The sequence below is a fragment of the Pseudarthrobacter raffinosi genome (assembly GCF_023913735.1).
GTDB lineage: Bacteria > Actinomycetota > Actinomycetes > Actinomycetales > Micrococcaceae > Arthrobacter > Arthrobacter raffinosi.
Genome location: NZ_JAMXBH010000016.1, coordinates 19,698 through 46,363 on the forward strand (window position 1 = coordinate 19,698; position 26,666 = coordinate 46,363).

Annotated in this window: 23 protein-coding genes, 2 tRNA genes, 1 pseudogene and 1 riboswitch; of the genes and pseudogenes, 15 read left to right on the forward strand and 11 right to left on the reverse strand. The window is 66.1% G+C overall.

Going from position 1 to position 26,666, the window contains the following annotated elements; all coding sequences use genetic code 11:
• Positions 1-6: 6 nt before the first annotated feature.
• Both NG698_RS15120 and NG698_RS15125 read left to right on the forward strand, forming a co-directional pair.
• Complete coding sequence (locus tag NG698_RS15120; protein ID WP_252599772.1) at positions 7-351, forward strand: hypothetical protein; 345 nt, start codon at positions 7-9, stop codon at positions 349-351.
• Between the two features lie 105 nt (positions 352-456).
• On the forward strand, positions 457-1,236 hold the full coding sequence (locus tag NG698_RS15125; RefSeq protein WP_252599770.1) for a type 1 glutamine amidotransferase domain-containing protein: 780 nt from the start codon (positions 457-459) through the stop codon (positions 1,234-1,236).
• A 201-nt stretch (positions 1,237-1,437) separates the two neighbouring features.
• Here the strand turns inward: NG698_RS15125 and NG698_RS15130 are convergent.
• Positions 1,438-1,527, reverse strand: a tRNA-Ser gene (locus NG698_RS15130).
• Between the two features lie 348 nt (positions 1,528-1,875).
• Here NG698_RS15130 and NG698_RS15135 point away from each other — a divergent pair.
• From NG698_RS15135 to NG698_RS15155, 5 genes are all read left to right on the forward strand, one after another.
• Positions 1,876-3,303 carry an HNH endonuclease signature motif containing protein gene (locus NG698_RS15135; protein WP_445260440.1) on the forward strand — a complete coding sequence of 476 codons (1,428 nt, stop codon included), beginning with the start codon at positions 1,876-1,878 and terminating at the stop codon, positions 3,301-3,303.
• 195 nt (positions 3,304-3,498) lie between these two features.
• On the forward strand, positions 3,499-4,530 hold the full coding sequence (locus NG698_RS15140; RefSeq protein WP_252599832.1) for a dehydrogenase: 1,032 nt from the start codon (positions 3,499-3,501) through the stop codon (positions 4,528-4,530).
• A 3-nt stretch (positions 4,531-4,533) separates the two neighbouring features.
• Positions 4,534-4,929, forward strand: coding sequence for a 6-pyruvoyl trahydropterin synthase family protein (locus NG698_RS15145; RefSeq protein WP_252599768.1), 396 nt, complete (start codon positions 4,534-4,536; stop codon positions 4,927-4,929).
• Positions 4,930-4,933: 4 nt separating this feature from the next.
• Positions 4,934-6,175: a glycosyltransferase gene (locus NG698_RS15150; protein WP_252599766.1), complete on the forward strand. Its 1,242-nt coding sequence runs from the start codon at positions 4,934-4,936 to the stop codon at positions 6,173-6,175.
• Positions 6,176-6,178: 3 nt separating this feature from the next.
• A complete protein-coding gene (locus NG698_RS15155; RefSeq protein ID WP_252610802.1) occupies positions 6,179-7,462 on the forward strand; it encodes a DNA glycosylase AlkZ-like family protein in 1,284 nt (427 codons plus the stop codon).
• A 65-nt stretch (positions 7,463-7,527) separates the two neighbouring features.
• Here NG698_RS15155 and tadA read toward each other — a convergent pair whose 3' ends face one another.
• Positions 7,528-8,034, reverse strand: a complete 507-nt coding sequence (gene tadA / locus NG698_RS15160; protein WP_252610804.1) for a tRNA adenosine(34) deaminase TadA — start codon at positions 8,032-8,034, stop codon at positions 7,528-7,530.
• A gap of 122 nt (positions 8,035-8,156) precedes the next feature.
• Between tadA and NG698_RS15165 the strand changes: the two genes are divergently transcribed.
• The 4 genes and pseudogenes from NG698_RS15165 (at position 8,157) to NG698_RS15180 (ending at position 10,675) form a co-directional block, all read left to right on the forward strand.
• Complete coding sequence (locus NG698_RS15165) at positions 8,157-8,849, forward strand: phosphatase PAP2 family protein (protein WP_374209908.1); 693 nt, start codon at positions 8,157-8,159, stop codon at positions 8,847-8,849.
• A gap of 42 nt (positions 8,850-8,891) precedes the next feature.
• Entirely contained in the window at positions 8,892-9,527 is a 636-nt protein-coding gene (gene upp, locus NG698_RS15170; RefSeq protein WP_056342624.1) for a uracil phosphoribosyltransferase, read from the forward strand.
• A gap of 62 nt (positions 9,528-9,589) precedes the next feature.
• Positions 9,590-9,964, forward strand: a pseudogene (locus NG698_RS15175) (VOC family protein).
• 30 nt (positions 9,965-9,994) lie between these two features.
• Complete coding sequence (locus NG698_RS15180; protein ID WP_252599762.1) at positions 9,995-10,675, forward strand: HAD-IA family hydrolase; 681 nt, start codon at positions 9,995-9,997, stop codon at positions 10,673-10,675.
• Between the two features lie 70 nt (positions 10,676-10,745).
• Here the strand turns inward: NG698_RS15180 and NG698_RS15185 are convergent, their stop codons facing one another.
• From NG698_RS15185 to NG698_RS15195, 3 genes are all read right to left on the reverse strand, one after another.
• A complete protein-coding gene (locus NG698_RS15185; protein WP_252599761.1) occupies positions 10,746-11,474 on the reverse strand; it encodes an aggregation-promoting factor C-terminal-like domain-containing protein in 729 nt (242 codons plus the stop codon).
• Between the two features lie 5 nt (positions 11,475-11,479).
• Positions 11,480-11,632, reverse strand: a riboswitch (cyclic di-AMP (ydaO/yuaA leader).
• 99 nt (positions 11,633-11,731) lie between these two features.
• Positions 11,732-13,285, reverse strand: a complete 1,554-nt coding sequence (locus NG698_RS15190) for a sensor histidine kinase (protein WP_252610808.1) — start codon at positions 13,283-13,285, stop codon at positions 11,732-11,734.
• A gap of 7 nt (positions 13,286-13,292) precedes the next feature.
• A complete protein-coding gene (locus tag NG698_RS15195; RefSeq protein ID WP_252610810.1) occupies positions 13,293-14,033 on the reverse strand; it encodes a response regulator transcription factor in 741 nt (246 codons plus the stop codon).
• A gap of 619 nt (positions 14,034-14,652) precedes the next feature.
• Between NG698_RS15195 and NG698_RS15200 the strand changes: the two genes are divergently transcribed.
• Entirely contained in the window at positions 14,653-15,519 is an 867-nt protein-coding gene (locus NG698_RS15200; protein WP_252599758.1) for a winged helix-turn-helix domain-containing protein, read from the forward strand.
• Positions 15,520-15,872: 353 nt separating this feature from the next.
• The gene (locus tag NG698_RS15205) at positions 15,873-16,400 is read left to right on the forward strand and encodes a SixA phosphatase family protein (RefSeq protein WP_056342603.1); all 528 of its coding nucleotides are present in this window, start codon (positions 15,873-15,875) and stop codon (positions 16,398-16,400) included.
• Here NG698_RS15205 and NG698_RS15210 read toward each other — a convergent pair.
• Complete coding sequence (locus tag NG698_RS15210) at positions 16,378-17,358, reverse strand: LysR family transcriptional regulator (protein ID WP_252599756.1); 981 nt, start codon at positions 17,356-17,358, stop codon at positions 16,378-16,380. The genes NG698_RS15205 and NG698_RS15210 overlap by 23 nt on opposite strands.
• 72 nt (positions 17,359-17,430) lie before the next feature.
• Between NG698_RS15210 and NG698_RS15215 the strand changes: the two genes are divergently transcribed.
• Positions 17,431-18,459, forward strand: coding sequence for an EamA family transporter (locus NG698_RS15215; RefSeq protein WP_252599754.1), 1,029 nt, complete (start codon positions 17,431-17,433; stop codon positions 18,457-18,459).
• A 544-nt stretch (positions 18,460-19,003) separates the two neighbouring features.
• Here the strand turns inward: NG698_RS15215 and NG698_RS15220 are convergent.
• The 5 genes from NG698_RS15220 to NG698_RS15240 form a co-directional block, all read right to left on the reverse strand.
• Entirely contained in the window at positions 19,004-19,618 is a 615-nt protein-coding gene (locus NG698_RS15220) for a TetR/AcrR family transcriptional regulator (protein ID WP_252610867.1), read from the reverse strand.
• A 113-nt stretch (positions 19,619-19,731) separates the two neighbouring features.
• On the reverse strand, positions 19,732-21,768 hold the full coding sequence (locus NG698_RS15225; RefSeq protein WP_252599753.1) for a YhgE/Pip family protein: 2,037 nt from the start codon (positions 21,766-21,768) through the stop codon (positions 19,732-19,734).
• Complete coding sequence (locus NG698_RS15230) at positions 21,765-22,472, reverse strand: sugar ABC transporter ATP-binding protein (protein WP_252599752.1); 708 nt, start codon at positions 22,470-22,472, stop codon at positions 21,765-21,767. The genes NG698_RS15225 and NG698_RS15230 overlap by 4 nt, the downstream gene beginning before the upstream one ends.
• A 124-nt stretch (positions 22,473-22,596) precedes the next feature.
• Positions 22,597-24,102: a dihydrolipoyl dehydrogenase family protein gene (locus tag NG698_RS15235; RefSeq protein ID WP_252599750.1), complete on the reverse strand. Its 1,506-nt coding sequence runs from the start codon at positions 24,100-24,102 to the stop codon at positions 22,597-22,599.
• 281 nt (positions 24,103-24,383) lie between these two features.
• Positions 24,384-24,457: transfer RNA gene (locus NG698_RS15240), tRNA-Arg, on the reverse strand.
• A gap of 276 nt (positions 24,458-24,733) precedes the next feature.
• Here NG698_RS15240 and NG698_RS15245 point away from each other — a divergent pair.
• On the forward strand, positions 24,734-26,560 hold the full coding sequence (locus NG698_RS15245; RefSeq protein WP_252599749.1) for a phosphoenolpyruvate carboxykinase (GTP): 1,827 nt from the start codon (positions 24,734-24,736) through the stop codon (positions 26,558-26,560).
• The last annotated feature ends 106 nt before the right edge of the window (positions 26,561-26,666 follow it).

Sequence of the window (26,666 nt, forward strand, 5' to 3'; positions counted from 1 at the left end):
GAGCACATGATGAACTACTCAGGAACTGGCAACGAAAAAGCCACCCCGGCCAGCGAACTCAACAGGACCCACGTGGGTCAGACCGTCAGTTTTGAGCCAGACGAATTCACGCTGGTGTTCGGAAAAATCTCGGCCATTGCGCGCAAGGAAGGCGGCGTGACCATCGCCCTGCAGGGCGTCGAAGGAAGTGGCGGCCTGCAGTCCAGCTACAGCCTCCCGGGCAGTCAGCACGTCTACCTGCAGCCGGACATGCTCACCAACACCGAGTCCACCATTAAGGACCTCTTCGGCAAGGTCCAGGAGAACCTGCGCGGCGGGCACAAGGGGGACGACAGGACGGACAAGCTCTAACAGAGGAGCGGTCCCTCGGGTACAACAAAGGCCCTTGCCTTCTAAGACGGGGAGGGCCCGAATTGGGCCGGGCGTAGGGTGGAAGCTAGACGGAAGGAGCACTTCATGAAGAAAATCCTCATGGTACTGACCAGCGTTTCCGAGATCGGCGATACCGGAGAGAAGACCGGGTACAACGTGGCCGAGGCCGCACATCCCTGGAAGGTCTTCAAGGATTCCGGGCATTTCGTCGACTTCGCTTCCATCCAGGGCGGCCAGCCCCCGCGCGACGAGGTGGACTCAAAAGATCCCATCCAGGTCGCCTTCACGGAGGACGAGACCACGCGCGCCGGTCTCTACAACACTGCCCGCGTCAACGTCGTTGATCCCGACCAGTACGACGCCGTCTTCCTCGTGGGAGGCCACGGCACCATGTGGGACTTCCCGGACAGCGAAGGCCTGCAGAACCTTGTAGCCAGCGTCTACAACGCCGGCGGTGTGGTGGGCGCTGTCTGTCACGGGCCGGCCGGACTGCTGAAGGTCGAGTTGGCCAACGGCTTTCGGCTGGTCGAGGGCAGGAAGGTCGCTGCCTTCACCAACGACGAGGAGGTTGCCGCAGGGAAGGACAAGGTCATCCCGTTCTTTTTGGCAGACCGGCTTGAGGAGCAGGGTGCCACCCATGTCTCCGCTGGTGTCTTTGAGGAAATGGTCGTGGTCGACGACCGGCTGGTGACCGGCCAGAACCCGGCCTCAGCCGCCGGCGTGGCCAAGGAGATGGAGAAGCTCCTGGCAGAGGTCATCCACCAGGAAAAAGCCGAGGAGCAGCACGTGGCGGAGGCGCTGCGCGCCGAAAAGGACGCAGAGAAGAGCGCCAAGAAGGCGGCTGCGGCTGGGACTGAGCACTAACGCCTGCAGGGGCACTGAAACTGGCGGCCGCCAGCAGCCGTACGTGCGCCGGCGACCATACTGTCCAACGCATCGCCGACCTGCTTCAGGTTCGGCGCTGCACGATGTACGGCCACCTCAACAAATCAAGGGGCCAAGTTTGCGGGAAAACAAAACCCCCGCTTCCCTTTGTTTATGAAGGGAAGCAGGGGCCTTGCCAATTGGCGGTGACGGTGGGATTTGAACCCACGTTGGCTTTGACACCAAACAACATTTCGAGTGTTGCACCTTCGGCCGCTCGGACACGTCACCAACCTGAATAGGTTACCGGAGCATACCGCCCATCCACAAAACGGCAGGCATTCAGCCCCCGGATGGTGCAAAGGGACATCTATGCCCACGCCAGCGTCCGAGGACACGATGGGCCCTGCAGGATTCTGCTCGGCTCGTCGAATGGACGCATGCTGGGGGCATGTAGCTTCTGAGTTATGCACATAGCGATTCAGCCTCGCCGTTATTGTCAGACCCTCGCGGGATGATTTGAGTATGGATAGCAGAGCAGCTGTAGCGACGGCGGAGGCCCTTTCGGCATCCTTCGCTGAGCTGGCTGTGGTGCTCCGGGACGGGACTGATTCCGGCTGTTCCGGGGAGGCTGATCCTATGCGTCGGCGGGCAGATGAATTCCTGGACGGGCTGGCCGAGATCTCACGGCTGGACGCGAAAAGTGCCGCACTGAAGGCCTGGCTGGCTGCCGGTTACTCCGCCGCTGCNTCCGCCGCTGCCGAGGCTCTGGCGGGCCCTGCAACGTCGCCCGAGGACCATACCGGGCAGGAGATGGCCGTCGTCGCGGAGGTCGCCTGCGTGCTGACGGTCAGTGAACGGGCTGCCGGCGCCCTGCTCGCCGAAGCCCACGCCCTGACCACGGCCCTGCCGCTGACATTCTCCGCGCTGCAGGCAGGGACGATTTCGTGGCAGCACGCCCGGATCATGGTCGACGAAACCGTGAACCTGGACCCTGCCGGCGCCCAAGCCCTCGAAGCGCATTTCCTGGACCCAGACGCACCGAACCCGGCGAGGAGTGGCCCGGCCGGTGAGCTCATCCCCGGGCGGTTTCGGCACCAGGCCCGGACCTGGCGGGAACGCCAGCACCCGGTCAGCATCGAAAAACGCCACGCACGCAGCACCGCCGATCGGCGCCTGGAGTATGCCCCGGACCGCGACGGCATGGCCTGGCTCTCCGCCTACCTCCCCGCCGATCAGGCTGCCGGAATCTGGAACCGCACCACCACCGCAGCCCGCGCCCTCCAAGGACCTCATGAGTGCCGGACCCTCACGCAGCTCCGCGCTGACAGCGTCGCCGCCTGGCTCCTCGGTGCCACAGATAATGCGGCCGGGGATGCAAATGGGAATGACCGTGTTCCGTCACCGCGGGCACAGGTCCTCGTTACCGTCCCGGTGTTCTCGCTCCTAGGCCTCACGGATGAACCGGCCATGCTCGACGGGTACGGGCCTATTCCGCCGTCCGTGGCCCGCCAGCTGGTCGCCGACGGCGCCGAATCCTTCCACCGCGTCCTCATCGACCCCCGCGACGGAGCACCCCTGGAGATCGGCAGAACCAGCTACCGCGTGACCAAAGCCCAGCGCCAATGGCTGCGGTTGCGCGACGGAAAGTGCCCGTTCCCCGGCTGCAGCAACCACTCCCTCGAGAACGAAGCAGACCACCTCCTCGCCTGGGCCCGGGGAGGATCCACCGGGATCAACAATCTCGGCCAACCGTGCCACAAACACCACAGACTCCGCCACACCACAGCTTGGAAACCCACCACCGCCACCAAGAACGAACCACCCGGCTGGATATCACCCACCGGACGCCACTACAAAAGCGAACACCCAGACTGGGAACCACCGGAGTGGCCAAAACATCTACCCGGCAATGAACTGCCCGACTGTGGGCTGCCATCGGACGACATCGTCCCAGACGACGCGCTGCCGGACGGGCCCGTGCCCGAAGACCCCTACCCGAGCTGGGACTTCACTGCTCACAGCACTGTCTGGCCGCCAGCGCCAAGCGACGCCAGCGCCAAGTGACGGCAGGGCCAACGTGGGCAGGGTTAGGGCACTGGCAGGGCCAAGACGGGCAGAACTGGGCTTCTCTCCCATCGGGCTCTCCTCTCATCAACGGCGCGAACGGACAGTTAGGGCCCGGATTTCAAGGGCCGCAAGTGTTCGTTCGCGCCGGGTGGGTGTCGCGGAGAGCCCTCACGGACTAGATTCATGAGCAAGATGACCAAGTCACGCAGAGAAGCGCAGGCGACCGCATACTGGACCACGGGCCCGGAACACGGCGAGCTCCGCAGCGAGGCCCTGCCCGCTCCCGGGCCCGGCGAAGTTTTGGTCCGCACGCTGTACTCAGGCATCAGCAAAGGCACGGAAATTGTGGTGCACAAAGGCTCCGTCCCGCCCCGCGTGGCTGCGGAAATGCGCGCCCCGCACCAGGAGGGTACCTTCCCGTCGCCCGTGAAGTTCGGATATCTCTCAGTGGGCGTTGTGGAGGAGGGGCCCGAAGGTTGGGCGGGCCAGAAGGTCTTCTGCCTCAATCCCCATCAGGACCGCTATGTCATTTCCGCCGACGCCCTCACCAGGATTCCCGACGGCGTCCCCGCCCGCCGCGCCGTCCTGACCGGCACCGTTGAAACGGCCATTAACGCCCTCTGGGAAGCCGGACCGAGGCTGGGGGACCGGGTCGCCGTCGTCGGCGCGGGTCTGGTGGGAGGCATGGTGGCGACACTGCTGCGGACTTTCCCGCTGGCCCGCCTCCAGCTCGTGGACCTGGACCCGGAACGTAAGCACTTGGCGGACAGGCTCGGCGTGGAATTCGCCCGCCCGGATGATGCCAAACCCGACTGCGACATCGTGTTCCACTGCTCCGCTTCCCCGGAAGGCCTCGAACGCAGCCTGCAGCTGGCCGGCGATGAGGGGGAGATCATCGAGATGTCCTGGTACGCCAACCGCAAGGTCACGCTGCCGCTGGGTGAAGACTTTCACGCACGCAGGCTCTCCATCCGGGCCAGCCAGGTGGGCGTGGTTGCCCGGGCACGGCGACACCGCCGGACCACGGCCGAGCGCCTGGAATTGGCTGTTGGGCTCCTCACGGACCCCGTCTTCGATGCCTTCCTGACCGGCGCCTCTCCGTTCACGGACCTGCCGGCCGTAGTGCAGAACCTCGCGGACGGCACGCTCGAAGCCCTGTGCCACGTGATCGAATACCCCAACGCAGACAGTCCCGCGGAAGCCAACCCCAAAGACAGGAAGTAGCCCGTGTTCAGCCTGACCGTCCGACGTCATTTCATGATCGCCCACAGCCTCCCGCGGGACGTATTTGGCCCGGCCCAGGCCCTCCACGGGGCGACGTTCGTGGCGGAGGTGACGTTCCGCCGTCGTGCGCTGAACCAGGACGCGATCGTCCTGGACATCGGGGCCGCCGGCGGCATCATCGAGGACGTGCTGTCCGGCCTCAACTACAAAAACCTGGACGAACACCCGGACTTCGAAGGGAAGCTCAGCACCACCGAGGCGCTCGCGGAATACATCGCCCACGCCGTCGCAGCCAAGCTCACGGATGACGACGACGGCCGCGAGCTCGCCGGGATCGACGTCACCCTGCGCGAAAATCCGGACGCCTGGGCCACCTACACCCACTACCTGTCCGCCTGATCCCATGCTGATCAGGTTCCTGGTCCCCGCCAACATCCGCCACAACTCCGGCGGCAACGTCTACAACGCGCGGCTCACCCAAGGCCTGAGATCCTTGGGGGTTGCCGTGGAGATACTGGCGGTGGAAGGTTCGTGGCCTGACGCCAGCGCTGGACAACGACGGCGGCTGGGCGGCCTGCTGGGCGCCTGGGACCCAAGGGTGGACTCACCGCAGGCGAACATCACCCCAGAAACGGTCACCTTCGTGGACGGGCTGATTGCGTGCGGTGCGCCTAGCGAACTGGAGTACGCCGCGGCCGCCGGACAACACGCGTGGGTCCTGCAGCACATGCCGTCGCCCAGCCACCCCGACGGCGAAGGGCGGGCACTGCGGGCGGCCGCCGGAGTGATCTGCACCAGTTCGTCCGCAGCGGCCTCGGCGGCAGAAAAGCACGGGCTTCCCGCCAGCCCGGTTGCCTTGCCCGGGACGGATCCTGCACCGGTGGCGCCTGGTTCGGCCCCGCCCCACATCATCGCGGTGGCAGCGCTGCTGCCCAACAAGGACCAGCTGCTGACCGTGGCCGCGCTGGCCAGGCTCCAGGACCTCGCTTGGACAGCGTCCCTCGTGGGAACGGACGACGCCGATCCCGCCTACGCGGCGCAGGTCCGGGCAGCCATTGCCTCCTCTGGAATGGAGGACAGGGTGCGCATGACCGGCCAGCTCGCCGGTACCGCCCTGGCGGACGAGTGGAGCCGGACGGACCTGAGCCTTCTTGTATCCCGGGCCGAAGCCTTTGGGCTTGTGGTGACGGAATCGCTGGCCCACGGGATTCCCGTCATCGTGCGGGAGGGAACCGGCGCCGTGGACGCGTTGGGACTCGCCCGAAGACTCGCCGGCAGGCTCGCGGGAAGACCGGACGGCGAGCGTGGTGGTGAACGTGATGCCGGGACATATGCGGTGCCAGGTGCCGCCGTCGGACTCGCCGGACCCGAAGGCGACGCACCTCGTGGCAACGGACCTGAAGACCACCACGCGGACGTGCTCGCTGCCGTGATCCGGCAGTGGCTGGTGGACGGATCCCTCCGAGCCGGCTGGCGTGCCGCTGCCCTGGCGGCACGGGAACAGCTGCCCGGCTGGGACTCCACTGCCCGGAACGTCCTGGAAATCCTCGGCGTGCCTGCTAAAAAGCCTGCTGCCAAAACGCCTGCTGAAGAAACCCCAGCCGAGGGGATGCCTACCGCTGCGCGTACGGCCGGTGGACAATAAGCCATGACCACGCTCCCGACCTCCGCCGCCGTATTGACCCCACAAGCCGTGATCCCACAAGCCGGGACCCCACAAGCCCTGAGCCAAGATGCCCCGGATCCGCAGGTGCTCACTCCGGAGCTCCTCAGGGCATGGGCCTGGCATAGGCAGGGCCTCGACGGCTCCCTGCAGGGCGCGGATGCCGCCGACGTGTTTAGCAGAGCGGGCTGGGCCCGTTCCGTCGGCGGCGCCAACCCGTACCTCACGCTCTTTGCCCGCGCCGGCACTAGCCGCGCGCAGGCGGATGCCGACGTCCTGTCGCTGAACATCCATGAGTTGCCCACCGCCCGCGGCTGCACCTATGTGCTGGGACAGGGTGACTTTGCGTGGGGCCTCCAGATCGGCCGGGACGCCGCCGTGGCGCCGTTCCGTGTGCTGGCAAGAATGGGCGTCGAGCGCGGCGAGATCACGCTGCTGGAGGAGGAGATCCTCCACGCCCTCGCCGAGGCCGGCAACCCGCTGGACCCCAAACAGCTCAAGGATCTCCTGGGCGATTCGGTCCGGAACCTCGGTGAGGAGGGCAAAAAGAAGGGCGCCGCCACCACGTTGCCCACGGCCTTGGGCCTCCTCCAGGCGGACGGCCGGATACGGCGTGTGCCCGCCAACGGCCGGCTGGATCAGCAGCGCTACGCCTACACACTGTGGGGTTTGCCGCCCACCGCCATGGACGACGACGCCGCCCGCAGCCTCCTGCTGCAGCGCTATCTCGGCTGGACTGGCGGTGCCACGGTCAAGCAGTCGCAATGGTTCACCGGGTTCACCCTGGCCCACACGAAGGCAGCGTTGGCCGCCACTGGGGCAGTGGAGGTTCCCACCGCCAACGGTGAGGTGCTGTGGATGATGCCCGACGACGTCGGGCGGCTTGCGTCGTTCGAGGCGCCGGCGGAGGAACAGATTCAGCTGCTGGCCGGCACGGATTCGTTGGTCCTGCTCCGCAGGAACTCGGGGGAGCTGTTTGCCGAGGAGGACAAGGGAAAGCAGGTCCTGGGGTCCACGTTGGCGTTGCAGGCTGACCTGCCGGACCATCCCATCTTCGACCGCGGCCGGATCATCGGGCTGTGGCAATACGATCCCAGGAAATCACGGATTGTCTATTGGCTCTTTGACGGGGCCACACCCGCAGTATCCCGGCGCATCGCCGAGGTAGAGGCCTGGATCCGGGACGAACTGGGGGACTTCCGCTCGTTCAGCCTGGACTCGCCGGCCTCGCGCCAGGACAGGATCGACGCCCTGGATGCCGCAGGCTGAGAGTCGTGCAGGCAGGTGAGAGCGCTACAGCAGGCCCGAGACAAATTGCAGCCCCCTACGACCCGTTACAGCCGGCTGCGGTGCGCTGCGAAGAAGTCCCTGAGAACCTCACCGCACTCCTCTTCCCTGACCCCGCCGTACACCTCAACCCAGTGGTTGAGCCGGCGGTCGCGGAGGATATCGAATACCGAGCCCGCCGCTCCGGCTTTCTCATCCCAGGCACCGAAGACCACTCGGGGAATCCTGGCCAGGACCACCGCGCCGGCGCACATGGCGCACGGCTCCAGAGTGACCACCAGCGTGCAGTCCGCCAGCCGCCAGCCGTCCCCGGCGCCGCCGTCGAGCTTGGACAAGGCACGCAACCTGTCCGCCGCCTGGCGGATGGCCATCACCTCGGCGTGGGCGGTGGGGTCTCCCAGGTCTTCCCGCTGGTTTCGTCCAGACCCCAGGACGGCGCCGTCGGGCCCTATCACGACGGCGCCGATGGGCACATCCTCGGTGTCCAGCGCGCGCTGGGCTTCGTTCAGGGCAAGACCCATCCATTCGAGGTGGATCTTTTCTGCGGCGACCATGGCTCAATGATAGTTTCGAAGGATATCCAGCCTGCAAAGCATGGACGCCGGGAGGCATAGTGGACACATTCAGGGACCGTCTGGGCCAATGGTTCAAACCATATGCCGCGCTGTGGCTCACCATGATGGTGGGCGGCGCCTTGGTGGTCACCATGGCGCTCCTGGGTGCCGAGGTCTACAACAACGTGGTGGATGAAGAGGGACTGGCCGCCCTGGACCTGCCCGCGCTGGAGCTGTCCCAGGGCCTTCGGAACCCCGCACTGGATGCCGGGGTGACGGCTTTCACCAACATCGGCGGGGGCATCGGCATGCCCATCCTGGCCAGCATCCTGACAGCCTGGCTCACGTTCCTAAGCCGGACCTGGCGGCCCATCGTCCTGGTGGGCGGCGCCGCGGCCGTCTCCACGCTGGCCACCACGGTGGGCAAGCGGCTGGTGGGCCGCACCCGCCCGGACCACGCCGAAGCTGTCCCTCCGTACGAGACTTCGCCGTCCTTCCCGAGCGGCCACACCCTGAATACGACGGTGGTGATCGGTGTCCTGGTGTACGTCATGTGCCTCCAGTTCGAAATGCTGTGGGCGCGCATCACAGCCATCACCGCCGGGGTGATCTTCATCATCGCGATGGGCCTGAGCCGGGTGTTCCTGGGCCACCACTGGCTGACCGATGTGATGGCCGGCTGGTTCCTGGGCCTTGCCTGGGTGGGCATCGTGATCCTGGCGCACCGGCTGTTCCATGTGCTGCGGAAACGCGAGCACGCGGGCCCGGCACCCACGTTCGAACACCCCGCCCTGCGGGAGGATCCGTCGAGCTGATTCCCGGCCGGAGGCCCTCCGCGCGGGTGATAGTTTTGACGCATGCGCACTCTCGTTGTGGACCACCCGCTGGTCGCCCATAAGCTCACCGTCCTGCGGGACAAGAACACTCCGTCACCGGTCTTCCGGCAGTTGACGGAAGAGCTGGTGACCCTCCTGGCCTACGAAGCCACCCGTGAGGTCCGCACCCAGCCGGTCACCATCGAGACGCCGGTCAGCACCACTGTGGGCACCGCTTTCACCAAGCCCACGCCTCTGGTGGTCCCCATCCTGCGCGCCGGGCTCGGCATGCTTGAGGGCATGACCAAGCTGGTCCCCACTGCTGAAGTGGGTTTCCTGGGCATGGCCCGCGACGAAGAAACCCTGGACATCATCACCTACGCGGAGCGGCTCCCGGAAGACCTGACGGACCGGCAGATCTTTGTGCTGGATCCGATGCTTGCCACAGGCGGAACCCTGCGCGAAGCCATCAAGTTCCTGTTCAAGCGCGGCGCCTCCGACGTCACGTGCATTTGCCTCCTGGCCGCGCCGGAAGGCCTGGCCAAGCTCGAAGAGGAACTTGCCGAGGCCAACGTGACCATCGTGCTGGCCTCCATTGACGAACGGCTCGACGAGAAGTCCTACATCGTTCCCGGGCTCGGCGACGCCGGCGACCGCCTGTACGGCATCGCCGGCTAATTCGGGGCTGCTTCGGATTTCAGGTCTTCCGCTTTCCTGCCGCCGCCGTTAGCCTGTGGCGCATGGACTGGAAGCTTGAACTCGTTTTTGTGCCCGTATCCGACGTGGACCGCGCCAAGGATTTCTACGTCAGCAAAGTTGGATTCAACCCGGATTTCGACGAGTGACCCATGGATGGCATCCGCTTCGTCCAGCTGACCCCGCCGGGATCCGCCTGCTCCATTTGTATTGGCGAGGGCCTCAATGTCGCCCCTCCGGGTACGGCCCCAAGCCTGCAGATGGTGGTCAGCGACATCCAGGCTGCCCACGACCACCTCAAGGGCAACGGTGTGGAGGTCAGCGACATAGACATCCAGGGCTGGGGGCACTTCGTCTACTTCGCGGATCCCGACGGAAACAAGTGGGCGGTGCAGTACATCCCGGGCCGTGACGCCTAAGCCGGTGACGCCTGGGGCAAAATAGGCAGCATGAACATCCCCACACCTGCCGCCACACGAACACTGACCTGCCGGGCCGTCCTTTTCGATATGGACGGCACGCTGGTGGACTCCACGGCAGTAGTGGAGGAGGTCTGGGGAGAATTCGCGGCCCGGTACGGCCTGGACGTCGCCGAAATCCTGCGCACTTCGCACGGCGTCCAGGCTGCCGATACCGTACGCCGGTTCGCGCCGGGGGGAGCGGACGTCGCGGCCCTCACCGAGGAACTGGGTGCGATGGAACGGGTGCGGACGGCCGGTATCGTCGCGTTGCCGGGGGCTGCCGACCTGCTTCGCAGCCTCCCGGCTCAGGCAGTGGCGCTGGTGACTTCAGCGGACAGGACCCTGGCGGACATCCGCATGGACGCTGCCGGGCTGGACATGCCGGCCACGGCCGTGACGGCGGACCTGGTCACACGGGGCAAGCCGCACCCGGAGGGCTATCTGATGGCCGCCGGGCTGCTGGGCGTGGAACCGGAGGACGCCGTGGTGTTCGAGGATGCGCCCGCCGGAATCGCGGCAGGCGTTGCTGCGGGTATCCGGACGGTGGCCGTGGGTCCGAATGCGGGCGAATTGCCGGCAGGCGTGCTGCATATCGCGGATTACCGCGCCGTAACCGCCTCCGTGGAAACGGACGCCGCGGGACGGCAACTCATTTCTTTCCGGCTTTGACGCCGGCGGATCACCTTCGTAATCCGCCGGCGCAGCTCAGCGCCGCGGCTGCCGGCGAGGCTCAGTCGGCCTAGTACCAGTTGTGCGACAGGTGGAAGTTCAGCGCGCCGCACGGTGACTGGTAGCGCTCCTGGATGTAGTTCAGGCCCCAGTTGATCTGCGTGCGGTAGTTGGTGACGTAGTCCGCGCCGGCGCTCGCCATCTTCTCAGCGGGCAATGACTGGACGATGCCGTACGCGCCGCTGCTGGCGTTGGTGGCCGTGGTGGTCCATTCGGATTCCTTGGTCCACAGCGTCTGCAGGCACTGCATCTGGTCAGCGGACCAGCCGTACGTCGCCAGCTGGCCAGCAGCGTAGGCCTGCGCTCCTGCGGGGTCGTTGACGGCCACAACGGGCGTGGGTGCAGGTTCCGGAGCCGGGGCCGGAGCGGGCTCCGGGGCCGGGGCAGGTGCCGGTTCGGCGGCCTGGGGCGCGACGTTGATCTCGGCCGGCGCAGCTTCCGGGGAGGCCGGGGGCTGGATCTCGGCTGCCTCGAAGCTCAGCTTCGACTGGGCGCTGGCTTCTTCGGCGGCCTGGTCCGCGCTGGCCGCAAGCGACGCAGACTCGGAAGCGTGTGCTGCGGCGCTGACGCCGACCAGCAGGGCGCATGCCGTCGCGAACACCGCGACGCGCTGGCCCACGGAGGGAATCCGGGCCGCCTTGGACAGTGGGGACATAGCTGCACCGAAGCGGGACTGCTTGCGGTGGCTGTCGGACTTTGTGTCGCCCTGCGGGCGCGTTTGTACCTTGAATTCAGACATGATGGATCGCCTCTCACACCTGCGGAGTTAGCTGTCGGGTTCGGATGAGGGCATCCGGCCACACGGCACAATCACGTGTTGGCTTAACCCCAAAGGGCACTTGGTGCCCGGGACGGTGGGTCCCCCGCCTCTGCCTCTGAAAACGGAATCCGGGAAGCGGCAGAGCTTGGCGTCATCCGGATATGCGGCCCAACGGGAACCACACGTCATCGACGCTACAGGAGCTGGACGCTTAAGTCACATTTTGGTAACAGGAATCACGACGACGGTGTGTCGCCTTGCTGGGCCCGGGCGTCAGTGGGTCGCGCGAGCGCGCCGGTAGGGAAGAGTAACGCGAACTCGGTCCGTCCGGCCCGCGATGTCACCTCCACGCTACCGCCGTGGGCCTCCATGATCGACTGGACAATGGACAGGCCCAAGCCACTAGTGCCTTCGGAGGCCCCGGCGCCCGAGGCCGGCGCTGTACCCTTGCGCGCCGCGTCTGCGCGGGCAAACCGGGAGAAAACGTGGTCAACGAATTCCGCAGGGATGCCCCCGCCGTCGTCCGTTACCGTCACCGCTGCGCCGCCATTGGCAGACTTCGTGACAGCGGTGACCACGGTGGTCCCCGGCGGCGTGTGCTTGCGCGCATTGGATAGCAGGTTGACAAGCACCTGACGCAGTTGGGACGCATCACCCGTGACGGCGAGCGGCTGGTCAGGCAGTTCAAGGCGCCAGTGGTGGTCCGGGGCGATGACCTTCTCGTCACTGACGGTTTCGATCACGAGTTGTGTGAGGTCAACTTCGCTGAGCTTCAGGGGCTGGCCCTCATCGAGCCGGGCGAGCAGGAGCAGATCCTCCACCAGGGTGGTCATGCGTTCGGACTGGCTTTGGACCCGGGCCAGGGATTTCCGGCCGTCCGGCGTGAAGCTCTCGGTCATCCGCATCAGCTCCGTGTACCCGCGGATGGCAGTCAGCGGCGTGCGCAGCTCATGGGAAGCATCGGCTACGAACTGCCGCACCTTGGTCTCGCTCCGCTGCCGCGCCTCGAGTGCGCTGGCGACGTTGTCCAGCATGAGATTGAGGGCGTGCCCTACGCTGCCCACTTCGGTTCCGGGATTGGAGTTCGACGGCGGGACGCGCACCGCGAGTGCCACCTCGCCCGCGTCCAGCGGCAGCCTGGCCACACGGGTTGCAACCTCGGAAAGCTGCTCCAGCGGCTTCATGGTGCGCCGGATCAGCACAGTTCCTGCCAGTCCGATCAGCGCCAGGCCGCCCAGGGAAACGAACACAAAAGTCCAGACCAGCGATGCCAAAGTACTCTCCTTGGCAGCGAGCGGAAGGCCCGTGACAAGGACATCGCCGTAGCCGGTTTCCACGGCCACAATCCGGTAATCCCCGTTGGACAGCGAGCGGTTCACGGGAAGGCCGTTCCGCGTCAGCGCCAGCAGGGTCTGCTTGTCTTCGGCGTCGAGGCCCAGACGCGTGGTGTCCGAGTCCAGGAAACCGCCACTGGGGATCTGGCCGTCCAGGATCCGCGCATTCAGCGTTCCGACACTCTGCCCGCGGGAGTCAAGCGGGTCCGGCCTGCCGTTGAATCCGCCCAGGGGCGGGCGGCCCGGATCGTTCGACCGTTTGGCGGCCTGGCTCAGCTGTTCATCCAGCTGCCCGGTGAGAAAGGAATCCATGGAGGCGTAACTGAACAGCCCCACGGCGCCGCAGATGGCCACCAGCAGGGCCATGGCCAACAGGATCAGGCGCGTGCGCAGATGCCAGGTGTCCGGTTTCAGCCAGCTCCGGGCTGGCGCTGGGGTTGCTCGCGGCGAGGACATCGAGCTGCTACTCAGCCGGCTTGATGACGTAGCCGGCGCCCCGCACGGTATGGATCATGGGCGGGTGCACTGCATCCACTTTCTTGCGCAGGTAGGAGATGTAGAGCTCCACAATGTTGGCCTGGCCGCCGAAGTCGTAGTTCCAGACGCGGTCCAGGATCTGGGCTTTGCTGATGACGCGTTTGGGGTTCTCCATGAGGTACCGGAGCAGCTCGAACTGGGTGGCGGTGAGCTGGAGGGCGTCGCCCGCACGGGTCACTTCGCGGGTGTCGATGTTGAGGACAAGATCGCCCACCACAAGTTCGGCAGTGTCCATCGCGGCAACGCCGGAGCGCTGGACAAGGCGGTGCAGCCGCAGCAGGACCTCTTCCATGCTGAACGGCTTGGTCACGTAGTCGTCCCCGCCGGCCGCCAGGCCCACGATCCTGTCCTGGACAGCGTCCTTGGCAGTCAGGAAAAGCGCAGGTACCTCGGGCGCGAAGGCACGGATCCTGCCCAGCAACTCAACGCCGTCGAACCCTGGCAGCATCACGTCCAGCACCAGGACGTCCGGGCGGAACTCCTTGGCAAGCTTGACGGCCTCCGGGCCATCCGAAGCCACGGCAACATGCCAGCCGGCCATGCGCAGCCCCATGCTCATGAGCTCGGAAAGGCTGGGCTCGTCGTCAACCACCAAGGCTCGGATGGGGGAGCCGTCCGGGTGGGTCAGTTGCGGAAGGTTGTTGGTCATGGAGTGCGAAGTGGCCATGGGACAACTCTCCGATCAATCGGTTAGCCCGCGCTATGGGGTTCCTGTGCGCACGCTGTGAATCCCAGCCTAGCGAGCTGGATGGGCGATCTGGGTGGCCGGGCGGGACGCCGACCATCCGCAGGCGGCCGCCTTCTCCGCTGGACAGGCGGCAAAACCCAGCAGGGAATCTCGGCAAGTCATTGGCCGGTGAATTTCAAGGTCTTGGTATGGCGAAAGGGCGAACATTGTTCGCCGGAGAGGGCCATTTGCGCACCCTTGGCGGACAACAACTCCTATTTTGCCGCCAAATCAGAATGGTGATCTGTAACACAAATCTGCATTTTGTCTCAGTATGCGGAACGTTGCACCCATTGTTACTTGCAAGTTCTCATTGTTACGTTGCACACTTTCAATTGTGAACAAGAACTCAACAGCACCTGCAGCCGCAGAATATTGGCCCAGCACATCCGCTGCTGCCGACATGCGCTGTTGTCGAATGCACGCCTGATCTTCAGACCCCGCGAAGTTCTTAGGCATTCGCCCCCAGCCCAGCGTAGGGCGCCATCCCCAGATTTCATTGCGGGGACAACCAGCATTCGAGCCGCGATGACGGCCATTCACATTGAGGTAAGCATTCATGTCAGTTGCATCTGGATACGTCCACATCTCCGTCCGTAACGCAGGCAAGGCCGGCCAGGCTTCCGGCCTCCGCCAGGGGTTCGGTGCCCGACCGGCATTCGCCCCGGCTGCCCCCGGAGCCAGCTTTCCTGCTCCCGGCTACGCACCCCAGGGCTACAACCCCAGTTCCTACGGACAGCTCCGCGCGGTCCAGCCTGCCGAAGCCGCGCCGCTGACCGCGCCCACTCCGGTTATCGCGGGACCCAACGCTGTCCGCCCGGTCGCCAATGACACCGTGGCCCGCGGATTTGTCCTCTACATGGGCATCAACGAGGAGACCGCAGCGGCTGCCGGAACCTCCATTGCCAAGCTTGCCCAGGAAATCCGCGCTTACGCACAGTCACTCGTGACTGGTGCTGAAAGCTACGCGGCCGTGGCCGTGGCCCCGGCCGGCACCCCCGGTTCCGCGCTCGACGTCGTCCGTTCCACCTTTGGTGACCCCACCGTGAACGCGCAGAAGCGCACCGAGACTGCCCGGCTGCAGCAGCCTCAGGACCCGCGCCCGTCCGGCGTCCTGATCGACCTCGCCCGCCGCGAAGTCCACCTTGACGGCGAATCCCTGAACCTGACCTTCAAGGAATTCGAACTCCTGAACTACCTGGTGGAAAACGGCACCCGCACGGTTGGCCGCGATGAACTGCTTGAGGGCCTGTGGCGCAACGCCGAGGAAGTCCCCAACGAACGCACCATCGACGTCCACATCCGCCGTCTCCGCTCCAAGCTGGGCCGCCTCGCCAACACCGTCCGTACCGTCCGCGGCCAGGGCTACCGCTTCTACGAGCACCCCGAAGTTATTGTCTGGGCCGCTCCGGAATACTCGATCTAGCCCTTCAGCGACGCACCAAAGCGGCATTTCGCCGTGCCTTAGACACCTCCTTCGTTCCTCCCCACCGCCTCCCTCGCCTCGCAAGCTCGGCCAGGGAACCCTGGCGGCGTGGGCCCCGGCGATGCGGCACTACGCGAAATGCCGCTTTCGTGCGTCCGTGCTCGCGAGTGTTGGCCTCCGCGGCTATGGTTCGACGGCGGTGCGGCCCAGCCGGGGTGTCACGGGGAGCATGCTTTTGGCGTCCTGACCGCGGCTCTGGCCCGTCATTCCGCGGGCCGGGACTGTTGGTGCGGCCAACAGCGTGCTGGGCGTGACGGGCGGCGCCGTGGGTCTTGCGGGTCTAGGCTTGGGGGATGAGCGACCACCACATCAAACGCCTGGTGATCATGCGGCACGCCAAGTCCGACTGGCCCGGCGGTGTGGCGGATCATGAGCGCCCGCTTGAGGAACGGGGGCACCGCGAGGCGCCTCTTGCCGGCAAGTGGCTGGTCAAACACGGCATCCTCCCGGACTTCATCCTGTGTTCCAGTGCGCTCCGCACCCGCCAGACCTGCACCTGGGTGTGCTCAGAACTGGGGGACAAGGCCCCGACGCCGAAACTTGAGGACGGCCTCTACGCCGCCTCTGCGCTGCGGATGCTCGCCGTGGTCAACCACGTGCCTGACACCGTCACCACGCTGATGCTCATCTCGCATATGCCTGGCGTCCAGGACCTCGCCATGCACCTGGCCTCACGGGACTCAAACCACGACGCCTACATGGACGCCGCCACACGTTACCCCACCAGCGCCCTCACGGTGCTGGAAACGGAAAAATCCTGGGCCGAGCTGGACGGGCAGGACGCCCGGCTGACCAAGTTCAAGGTCCCGCGAGCCCACTAACGCCACGGGATCCAGTGACCCCATGGGACCTACCGACCTCATGGGACTCGCTGACCCCAAGGGAACCGGCGACCTCCCGCAGCAGTCCGGCGACGTGCTGGATGCCCGGGCTGGCCGCCATGGTGCGGCGGTACACGATGCCCACCTGCCTGACCTGCGTGGGGTTGACCAGGGGCAGGGCGACGACGTCCGCAGGCAGTGCGGGCCGGCCGAGGCGGGGGACCAGCGCCACCACGGCTCCCTGCTCCACCAGTGCGAGGTGGGTTGCGAAGTCTGGATCGTAGACCCTGATGTCCGGCACCCGGCCAAGGTCGGCGAAGATCCTCAGCAGCGCCTCGTTGCAGATGGCTCCGTGCGGCGTGCTGATCCAGCATTCGTCCACCAGGTCCGCCGGTTCCACCTGGCCGCATACTGCCAGGGGATGGTCGCGGTGCACCAGGACGTCCGCAACGTCCTCGCACAGCCATTCGAGGGTCATGTGCTCCGGTATGACCAGCGGGACGGAGTTCCAGTTGTGGACCACACCCAGGTCCGCCTCCCCGTTGGCCACCCGCGCCACGGCTTCCCGCGGGTCCTCGGCCAGCACGCTGAGGTCCAGGTCCGCTCCGGACGAAGCCAACCGTCCCAGCAGTGGCCCCACGAGGCCCCGGCAGGCAGTGGAAAAGGAAACAACCCTGAGGTGCCCGGTGGGCTTGGCCGGATCCGCCAACAGGGTGGATTCCAGTTCCTCGAGCTCCGATAGGATGCGCCGGCCGTACGCTGCCAGGGTGAGCCCCCGCTCGGTCAGCAGCACCCCGCGGCCGCGGCGTTCCAGGACGGGGAACCCGGTCTGCTTCTCCAGCTTCTTGATCTGCTGGGAGACGGCCGACGGGCTGAAGCCCATCACCTCCGACGCCGCTATGACCGAACCGTGCTGTTCAATCGCCGCCAGTGCCCGCAGCGAACCAATCTCAATCATGAAGCAAACGTACATGATTCGACGCGGAATTCAACGCTGGTGCTTCATCTGCCGTTCTGCAAGAGTGGGACCGTGAATCTCCGACACTCCGTCCTCGCTGCCTTGGTCGCCGTTCTCTGGGGCCTGAACTTCGTGGCCATCGACTTCGGCCTGCATGCGAACGGCCGTGAGGTTCCCCCGCTGCTGTTTGTGGCCATGCGGTTCCTCTTGGTGGTCTTCCCCTGGATCTTCTTCATCAGGAAGCCTGACGTCAGCTGGAAGGCGATTATCGGCGTCGGCGTCTTTATGAGCGCGGGCCAGTTCGGCCTCCTCTACCTCGCCATGGCGCTGGGCATGCCGGCAGGCCTCGCCTCCCTGGTCCTCCAGGCCCAGGTGCTCCTCACCATCCTCCTGGCCGCCGGGTTCCTGCGCGAGCGCCCCAGCCGGAGCCAACTGGCCGGCGTCGTTCTTGGCGTTGCGGGGCTGGCCGTAGTGGCCGTCGGCCGCAGTGCCGTGGCACCGGTGCTCCCGCTCATCATCGTCCTGGGAGCCGCGCTGTCCTGGGCGGCCGGTAACGTCGTTGCGCGGAAGGCCAAGGCCGCCTCCGGGCTGGGGCTGGTGGTCTGGTCCGGCGCAGTGGTTCCGCTGCCACTAGCCGGGCTGTCGCTGCTGGTGGACGGGCCGGACGCGGTGTTCGGCACCCTGGCAGACCTCCAGCCGGCCACGATCCTGAGTGCGCTATACACAGCCATTTTCGCGTCTCTGGTGGGGTATGGGATCTGGAACCGGCTCCTGGCCAGCTATCCGTCGTCGGCCGTGGTGCCCTTTACCCTGCTGGTGCCCGTGGTGGGCATGAGCGCGGCCTGGCTGGCGTTGGGGGAGGTGCCCACGCCGGCGGAACTGGCTGGCGGATTGCTCCTCCTGGGCGGGGTGGCGACTGCCGTGCTCGCCGGCCGAGGCCGGCAGGTTCTGCGGCGCGGTCAGCGGCGGGGCGCCGGTTTGGCGCCCGTCTTGGTGCCCGGTTTGGGTGCCGGCTTGCGGACCGGGGAGGCGGACGACGACGGCCGCTTGGCTGCTGAGGCTGGCATCCGGGCTGGCGCGCGGGAGCCTGACGCGCGCTGACCGGTGGCGGCACCCCGGGGTGCCGCGCCCCGGGCCGCGGTGGCTCCGGTTGCCGGGCGCCGCGCAGCAGGGCGGCCAGTGCCGGAAGCGGGCCGCCGCTTGGCTGGCGAGGGCCTCCGTTTGGCAGTCCCCAGCCGCCTGCCCGCCGGCCAGACTGCGCCAAGGAACAGGACCGCTAGCGTGGCCACCGCTGAGGCCCCACCCCAGTAGAAGTAGTTGTCCGGATCCCCGGTGGGGAGCGGTGTGCCGAAGATCGACGACTGCTCGGCGAAGGCCAGCTCCCAGGTGCTGACGAAGGCCAGTGAGAAGGCAATGGTGAGGCTGGATCCCACAGCCGTGGCAACCAATACAAAGTGGCGCCCGCGGGCCAGGACCTCCGCCACGGCCGCAACATAGGCCAGCGCCACCAGGCCCAGGAACGTGACCATCACGGCCTCTTCCAAGGTGATGGCGGTGAGCACCAGCATGCCCAAGGCGGCGACGGCCGCGATCACGGCGAACTTCCCGCTGTTACCCATGTGGCGCATGTGTCCAATCATCCCTGCTACTTCACGACATAGCCGCGCATGATTGCCATGATTGCTGCAACGCTTTGGTCACGGGTGCGTTCCGGGTTGTAGGTCTGCCGGTCAAGCCCCACCACAAAGCAGGCGCCAAAGATCGCCGTTTCGAGGCTGCCCCGCGAGATCGATTCGTCCACCGGATAGACGGCAGCCACGTTCTCTATGGCAGCGCCGATGACCGCCAGGAGTTCAGACCGGAGCACCGCGAACGTGTCCCGCCATTCGCTGGGAGTCCGCCAGTTTTCGCTCACCCACAAACGGGCGAAGGACGGGTAATCGTCCATAAAATCCATGGCCTGGCCGATCATTGCCTCCATGGCCACCAGTGGATCGGCCCCGGGATGCCCGGCCTCGCTAAGCAGGCGTGCCTTCAGGATTTCCACGCCGTGCCGCAGCAGCTGCGCGATCAGGTCCGACTTGCTGCCGAAGTTGTAGTAGACAGTGCCCTTGGAGACGCCCGCCGCCGCGGCGATCTCGTCCACAGTGACACCCGCTGCGCCACGCTGGCCGATCAGCTCCATGGACGCGTCGAAGAGCTTCTGCCGGGTGGCATTGGTCCGGGCCGGGCGGAGTTTCTTCTCGGCGGGACCGTGCATGGCGGGATCGTGCCCCACGGGATCATGCACGCCAGGATCATGCACGCCAGGCTCGTGCACCCCAGGCTCAGGCACGCCAGGATCGTGCACCCCAGATCCCGGCGCGGGCGGGCTCATACCGCGATCTCCGGTTTGAGCGTTTTGAGTGTCCAGTACTTATGCTTCCGGACAGCAAACGTGGACATCGCCGCGCCCAGCAACGTGTAGCCGAGCAGCCCCAGGACAGTGGGCACGATCCCGGACAGGTCCGCGCCGTAGATGAGGTGCCGCATGCCCGTGACCACGTAGCCCATGGGCAGGATTTCGTGGACAACATGGAGAGGCTGCGGGGTGGTCTGCCAGGGGAACGTGCCGCCCGAGGACACCAGCTGTAGCACCAGCAGGATCAGCACCACCAGCTTGCCGGGTGACCCCAGCAGCGCCACGATGCCTTGGATGATGGCGCTGAAGGCCATGGCCGCGGCCAGCATAAACAGCCACATCAGCACCGGATGCGCGGGGTTGAGGCCCAACGCCAGGTTCACCACGAGGGTCAGCAGGCTAGCCTGCACCACCGAAACGGCAAGGAACGGAAGCCAGCCGCCGACGGCGATTTTCCAGGCCGGGGCGTTCGACGCCAGGGCCCGCTGGGTGATGGGCCGCATCGCCTGGACCAGCATGAAGATGCCGATCCACAAGGCGAGCGTCAGGAAGAACGGTGCCAGCCCCGCGCCGTAGGAGTCCGCCTTTGCCTGGGAGACATTGCTGACCGCAACGGGATCGGCAATCACCTCTGAGAGGCTACTCTTCTGCGAATCGTCCGGGTTGGGCACCTGCCCGGCTCCCTTGGAAATTTCGTCGGTCAGCGTCCGTGAGCCGTCAGCGGCAGTGCCGGCCCCGGCTTCCAGCTGCCCCGCACCGGCGTCGAGCGTTTGCGCCCCTTCCGCGAGGCGTCCGGCGCCGTCGAGCGCAGTCTGCTCGCCGGTGGCCAGCGTGGCCGCCCCGGTGTGGAGCTGGTCAGCGCCACCGGAAGCCTGAATAATGGCGTCCTTCAGCGCAGGGGTGGCCGTGGCCAGCTGAGCTGCGCCGACGCTCACGGCTTCGGAGCCGTCCGCGAGCTGCTGGATCTGGGTGGCGTCGGCCTGGATCCGGGTTTTCGCCGCGGCTACGGGGCTGGAGGCTGCCACCGTATCGAAGTCGGCCAGGATTTTGTCTGCCTGCACCTGGGTGATCACTTCGGAGGCGACCAGGCGGGCATTCGATTCGATCACGCGCGTCCGGAGTCCTTGGTCCGCGGCATCAAGCTGCGTGACGACGTCCTGGACCTTGGTATTGAGCTGGGCGTTCCCCGCGGCAACCTGGGCCGCGCCGTTGGCCAGCGTCCGGGTGTCGGTGGGCAGCGTGGCGGTGCTGTCCTTCAGGACGGAGAGCCCGCTGCTGAGCTGCCCGGCGCCGTCGGTCAGCTGATTGGCCCCGTCCCGCAATTTCAGCTGCCCGTTGTACAGCTCACCGGCTCCTGCGCTGAGCTCGCTGGTGCCCGTATGCAGGGTGACCGTCCCGTCGCGGAGGTTGGCCATGCCGTCCGTCAGCTGCCCGGCGCCGTCTGCGGCCTTGAGCATCTGGGCGTGGATGGTGCCGAACCCGGTGAGCAGCTGGTTCGCCGTCTCTTCACCCACTTCCTTGGCCACCGTTGTGTGCACCGCGGTGGTCAGCTTGTCCACGATGGTGCTCAGCAGGTAGTTGTTGGCATCGTTGGTGGTGACGTTCAGCATCGCCTGGCTGGCCGAATCGAAGCTGCCGGGCGAGACCAGGTTTGTGGAGAATTCTGCCGGGATTTTCAGTGCAAACGCGTACTTGCCGCTGCTGACCCCTGCGTCGGCCTCGGCCGCCGAGGGGACCGCCTGCCAGTTGAAGACGTTCCCCTCCACCAGGCCGTCCGCCACCTTCTTGCCCGCCTGGAGCTCGGTGCCGTCGCTGGACGTGGCGCCGGTGTCTTCCACCACCAGGGCGGCCTCGATCTGGTTCAGGTTCCCGTAGGGATTCCAGTTGGCGTACAGGTACACGGCCCCGTACAGGAGCGGCACCATGATCAGGGCCAGGATGGTCAGCTTCGGCAGCAACCCGCCGGTCATCCGCTTGAGTTCGGAACGGGCCAGCCGCAGCACGGTCACTTGGCATCCTCGGTTTCGAGTAAGAGGGATTCGGTTTCTTCGTCTGTGAGAGTCGGCGCATCGGGGGCTTCGTCCACGTCCGGGACGGCGTTACCGATCACCGTGGCCGGTCCCGTCCACCCTGCCGGGAGGGCAGTAACGGTGACGACGACGGCGAGCGGCCGGCCGGCGTCGTACGCCAGCTCCTCAAGCCGCGGGAGCCAGTCCGCAGCGTGGGCACCGTGCCTGTCGGGGGAGTCCACCACCAGGAGGTCCGTGTGCGGGTTGGCGAGGGCCAGGGCCGTCAGCAGTTCAATGCGCCGGTCCGGCGCCAGCTGCTCCGTCCACAGGTCCGCGATGTCCTCGAAACTGTTGACTTTGAGCCAGGGCTTGCTCAGCAGCGCGCCGCGGTAGCGGCGGGGAATCAGGGCGAGGTCCTCGGTGACAAGGTCCCGGACACTGAGGTGCTGCTCGGGCTCATTCACGTTGGGGGAATCCACCAGGGCGCTCGCGAGGCGGAGGGATTTGGTGCGTTCGTTGGCGTCCCAGGACATCCGGCCGCCAGTGGGTTTCATGCGCCCGCTGATGGTCAGGGCAAGGGCTGTCCGCTGGTCCTGGCGTTCGGCGGTGACGAGGAGGAGCTCACCCCGGCCGACCCGCAGAGAGGTGGGCGGAAGCAAATCGTCGCGCCGGCCCTTCACAAGGAGCTGCTGTACGGAGAGCAAAAATGGCCTTTCGACGGTGTATGTCCACCTTCAGCCTAACTGAACTGACTGGTCAGTTCAAATAGTGAGTGTGGAGGAGGCGCGGGTGAAGTAGGCCAGCGCGAGCGGACACTTGCGGCCTCTCCTACAAGCCGTACTTCTCCAGGAGCCGCAGCCACACCTCGCTGACCGTGGGAAACGATGGCACCGCATGCCACAGCCGCTCCAGCGGGACCTCGCCCACCACTGCGATGGTGGCCGCGTGCAGCAGTTCGCCCACGTCCGGGCCCGCGAAGGTGGCGCCGAGCAGGACCCGCCGGTCCTCGTCCACCACCAGTTGCGCCCAGCCTTCGTAGTGTTCCGAATGCAGGGACGAACCCGACACTTGGATTGGCAGCTCCACGGACGACACGTTGTAGCCGTCCTGCTTTGCCTGCTCCACAGTGCGCCCGACGGCCGCCAGTTCGGGATCGGTGAACACCACGTTCGGGACGGCATGCTGGTTGGCGGTCTGGGCGTACCGGCTCCAGGCCGCGGGGACGCCGCCGAGCTCGCCCTTGGCTCGGGCCGCGATGGCGTCGCCGGTAGCCCGGGCCTCGTACTTGCCCTGGTGTGTGAAGAAATTTCTGCCGGCGGCGTCGCCAACAGCGTAGAGCCAGGGGTTCTCGCCTTCCACGCCGTTCTCGCCCGGGGTACCCGGGACGTCCGGGACGCCCTGGACTAGTCCAGTGGAGTCGGTGGTGAGTTTCAGTGGCTGCACGTCCTGCGCCTCGAAGCCCAGGCTTTCCAGGCCGAGGCCTTCGAGGGCGGGATGCCGGCCTGTTGAAACGAGGACCTTGTCCGCAATGACGGTGGTGCGGCCGTCCGGCGTCTGGTCCTGAAGTGTCAGGGTGAACGTGCCGTCGTCGTTTTCCCGGACACTTTCGGTGGACGTGTTGAGGCGGACCGCCACGCCGTCCGCGCGCAGCCCCGCGACCACAAGTTTGCTGGCCTCTGCGGGGAACGTGCCCAGCAGGCCGCTCCTGGCCACCAGCGTCACGTCCGAGCCCAGGCGTGCGAATGCCTGCGCCAGCTCGCTGCCCGCGACGCCCCCGCCGATTACAGCCAGGCGCTCCGGTACCTCCTTGGCCGAGGTGGCTTCGCGTGTGCCCCAGACCTGCAGGTCCGCCAGCCCGTCGATGGGAGGTGTGGTTGGCGTCGAGCCGGTGGCGAGTACGACGGCGTGACGCGCCTTGAGCTCGTAAGTGTTGCCGTCCAGCCCGGCTACTTCAACGGTGCGCGGCGCGGTGATCCAGCCGTGGCCACGGATCAGCTCAATCCCGGTATCTTCCAGCCACTTCACCTGGCTGTCGTCCTGCCAGTTTGCGGTGAAGGAGTCCCGGCGCTTCAGGACTGCCGCTGCATCCAGTGTCAGGGTGACGGCTTCCGCCGCGCCGGGTACCGTCTGTGCGCCGTGCAGGGCGGTGCCGGGGCGGAGCAGGGCTTTGGACGGCATGCAGGCCCAATACGAGCATTCGCCGCCCACCAGTTCGGCTTCAACAAGGACAGCCGTCAGGCCGCCCTGGACCACCCGGTCGGCGACGTTTTCCCCCACGGCACCAGCACCGATCACAATGACATCGAATTCACGTTGCAGCGTTTCAGGCGTCATTCGTCCAGCCTACGCCCGCCTCGCGGGAGGCGGGGAGCGCCGTCGTCGTCATTCCGGTGACTGCAGAACTGCGTAACTTTTGACCGTGTTAGGGCGGGCTCGCCCGCGCGAATCCAGGGGCAGCGCGGGGGTTTGCTACCAAAAGTGACGCATTTCCGCTGGGAAGCTGGCAAGGCGCGGGTGGCCGGGCTGTTCCTGAAGCTGAGGCCGGTGGCAGGAAAGCGGCGCTGCGCTTAACGACAAAAGGCCTGTATCGGCGAACCGATACAGGCCTTTCTCTGTGCGCCCAGAGGGATTCGAACCCCCGGCCTTCTGTTCCGTAGACAGACGCTCTATCCAGCTGAGCTATGGGCGCATTTTGTGTCTCGCGGAGTTTCTTGCACCCCGAACCTCGAATTACTTTACGCGAGGGTTGCCCGGAGTACCAAATCGAGAGGCATGTAATCTAGCTGACTAGACCGGTCTAGGAGACCTTTGTCACTTAAATACAGTCGTTTGGGCGTGGTTTTCCTTGAATTTGCGCGGTTTTCGGCTCCAACGATCACGAACGTGCACCGCTGACCTCCCATCGCGCCCTTGGGCGGCCAATAGCATTTAGTCCACACCGATGACCCCGAGGAAGGGAACCGCAATGGGCGATCTCGCACGACTGCCGCTGCTTGAGAAAGCACCCACCACGCATGCTGGCCTGCTGGCATGGGTCGAAGAGGTTGCTGGACTCACGCAGCCCGACCGGATCCACTGGGTTGACGGCTCCGAACAGGAAAACACGCGTCTTACCGATGAACTCGTCGCAGCAGGAACGCTGACGCGCCTGAACCAGGAGCTCTTCCCCAACTCTTTCGCTGCATTCTCTGATCCCGCGGACGTAGCCCGTGTGGAAGAACAGACCTTCATCTGCTCCGAGAAGAAGCACGACGCCGGCTTCACCAATAACTGGATGGCCCCGGCTGCGATGAAGGAAAAGCTGCGTGGGCTCTTTGCCGGCTCCATGCGCGGACGCACCATGTACGTCATCCCGTTCGTGATGGGACACCTCGACGCTGAGGATCCCAAGTTCGGCGTGGAGATCACCGACAGCGCCTACGTTGTTGCCTCGATGCGCATCATGGCCCGCATCGGCACCGACGTGCTGAACCGCATCACTGAGACCAACGCATTCTTCGTGCCGGCCCTGCACTCCCTGGGTGCGCCGCTCGAAGCAGGCCAGGCGGACGTGCCATGGCCGTGCAACACGGACAAGTGGATCGTTCACTTCCCGGAGGAGCGCTCCATCTGGTCCTTCGGCTCCGGCTATGGCGGAAACGCGCTGCTCGGCAAGAAATGCTACGCCCTCCGTATCGCCTCTGTGATGGCCCGCGACGAAGGCTGGCTGGCCGAGCACATGCTCATCCTGAAGCTGACCTCGCCCGAGCAGAAGACCTACTACGTCTCGGCTGCCTTCCCGTCCGCCTGCGGCAAGACCAACCTCGCGCTGCTCGATCCCACCATCGAAGGCTGGAAGGTGGAGACGCTCGGTGACGACATCACCTGGATGCGTTTCGGCAAGGAAGGCGAGCTCCGCGCCGTCAACCCCGAGGCAGGCCTCTTCGGCGTGGCTCCGGGCACCGGCTGGGGCACCAACCCCAACGCGATGCGCGCCATCGCCAAGGGCAACAGCATCTTCACCAACGTGGCACTGACCGACGACGGCGGCGTGTGGTGGGAGGGCATGACTGAGGAAGTGCCCGCTCACCTGACCGACTGGCAGGGCAACTCCTGGACCTCGGATTCGGACAAGCCCGCAGCCCACCCGAACTCGCGCTTCTGCACGCCGATCGGCCAGATCGACATGCTGGCCGAGGAGTACAACAACCCCGACGGCGTGGAGCTTTCCGCGATCCTGTTCGGCGGCCGCCGCAAGACCACCATCCCCCTGGTGACCGAGGCGCGCAGCTGGTCAAACGGCATCTTCATGGGTTCCACGCTGTCCTCCGAGACCACTGCCGCGGCAGCCGGTGCGGTGGGCGTGGTCCGCCGCGACCCCATGGCCATGCTGCCGTTCATGGGCTACGACGCCGGCGACTACCTCAACCACTGGGTGAACCTGTCCGCCAAGGGCAACCCGGAGCGCCTGCCCAAGATCTTCCTGGTCAACTGGTTCCGCCGCACGGCCGAGGGTGGCTTCGCCTGGCCCGGCTTCGGCGACAACGCCCGCGTCCTCAAGTGGGCCATCGAACGCCTGGAAGGCAAGGCAGACGCCGTCGAGACGCCGATCGGCTTTGTTCCCACCGCCGAATCCATCGACCTCAAGGGCCTGGACATGACGCCGGCCCAGGTCGAGGAAGCTGTCCGCGTTGACCCGGCCGAGTGGGCCACCGAGCTCGCGTCCATCGAGGAATGGTACGCCAACTTCGGCGATTCCCTCCCCGAGGCGCTGCAGTCCGAGCTTGCCGGCCTGAAGGCCCGCCTGGGCTGATCCCCACTGCAAAGTACAACGGCGGCCCCGCACCTTTTGCAAGAAAGGTGCGGGGCCGCCGTCGTCCGTCTCCATGAGTTTTTGTCCAGATAATCCCGCCAAATGC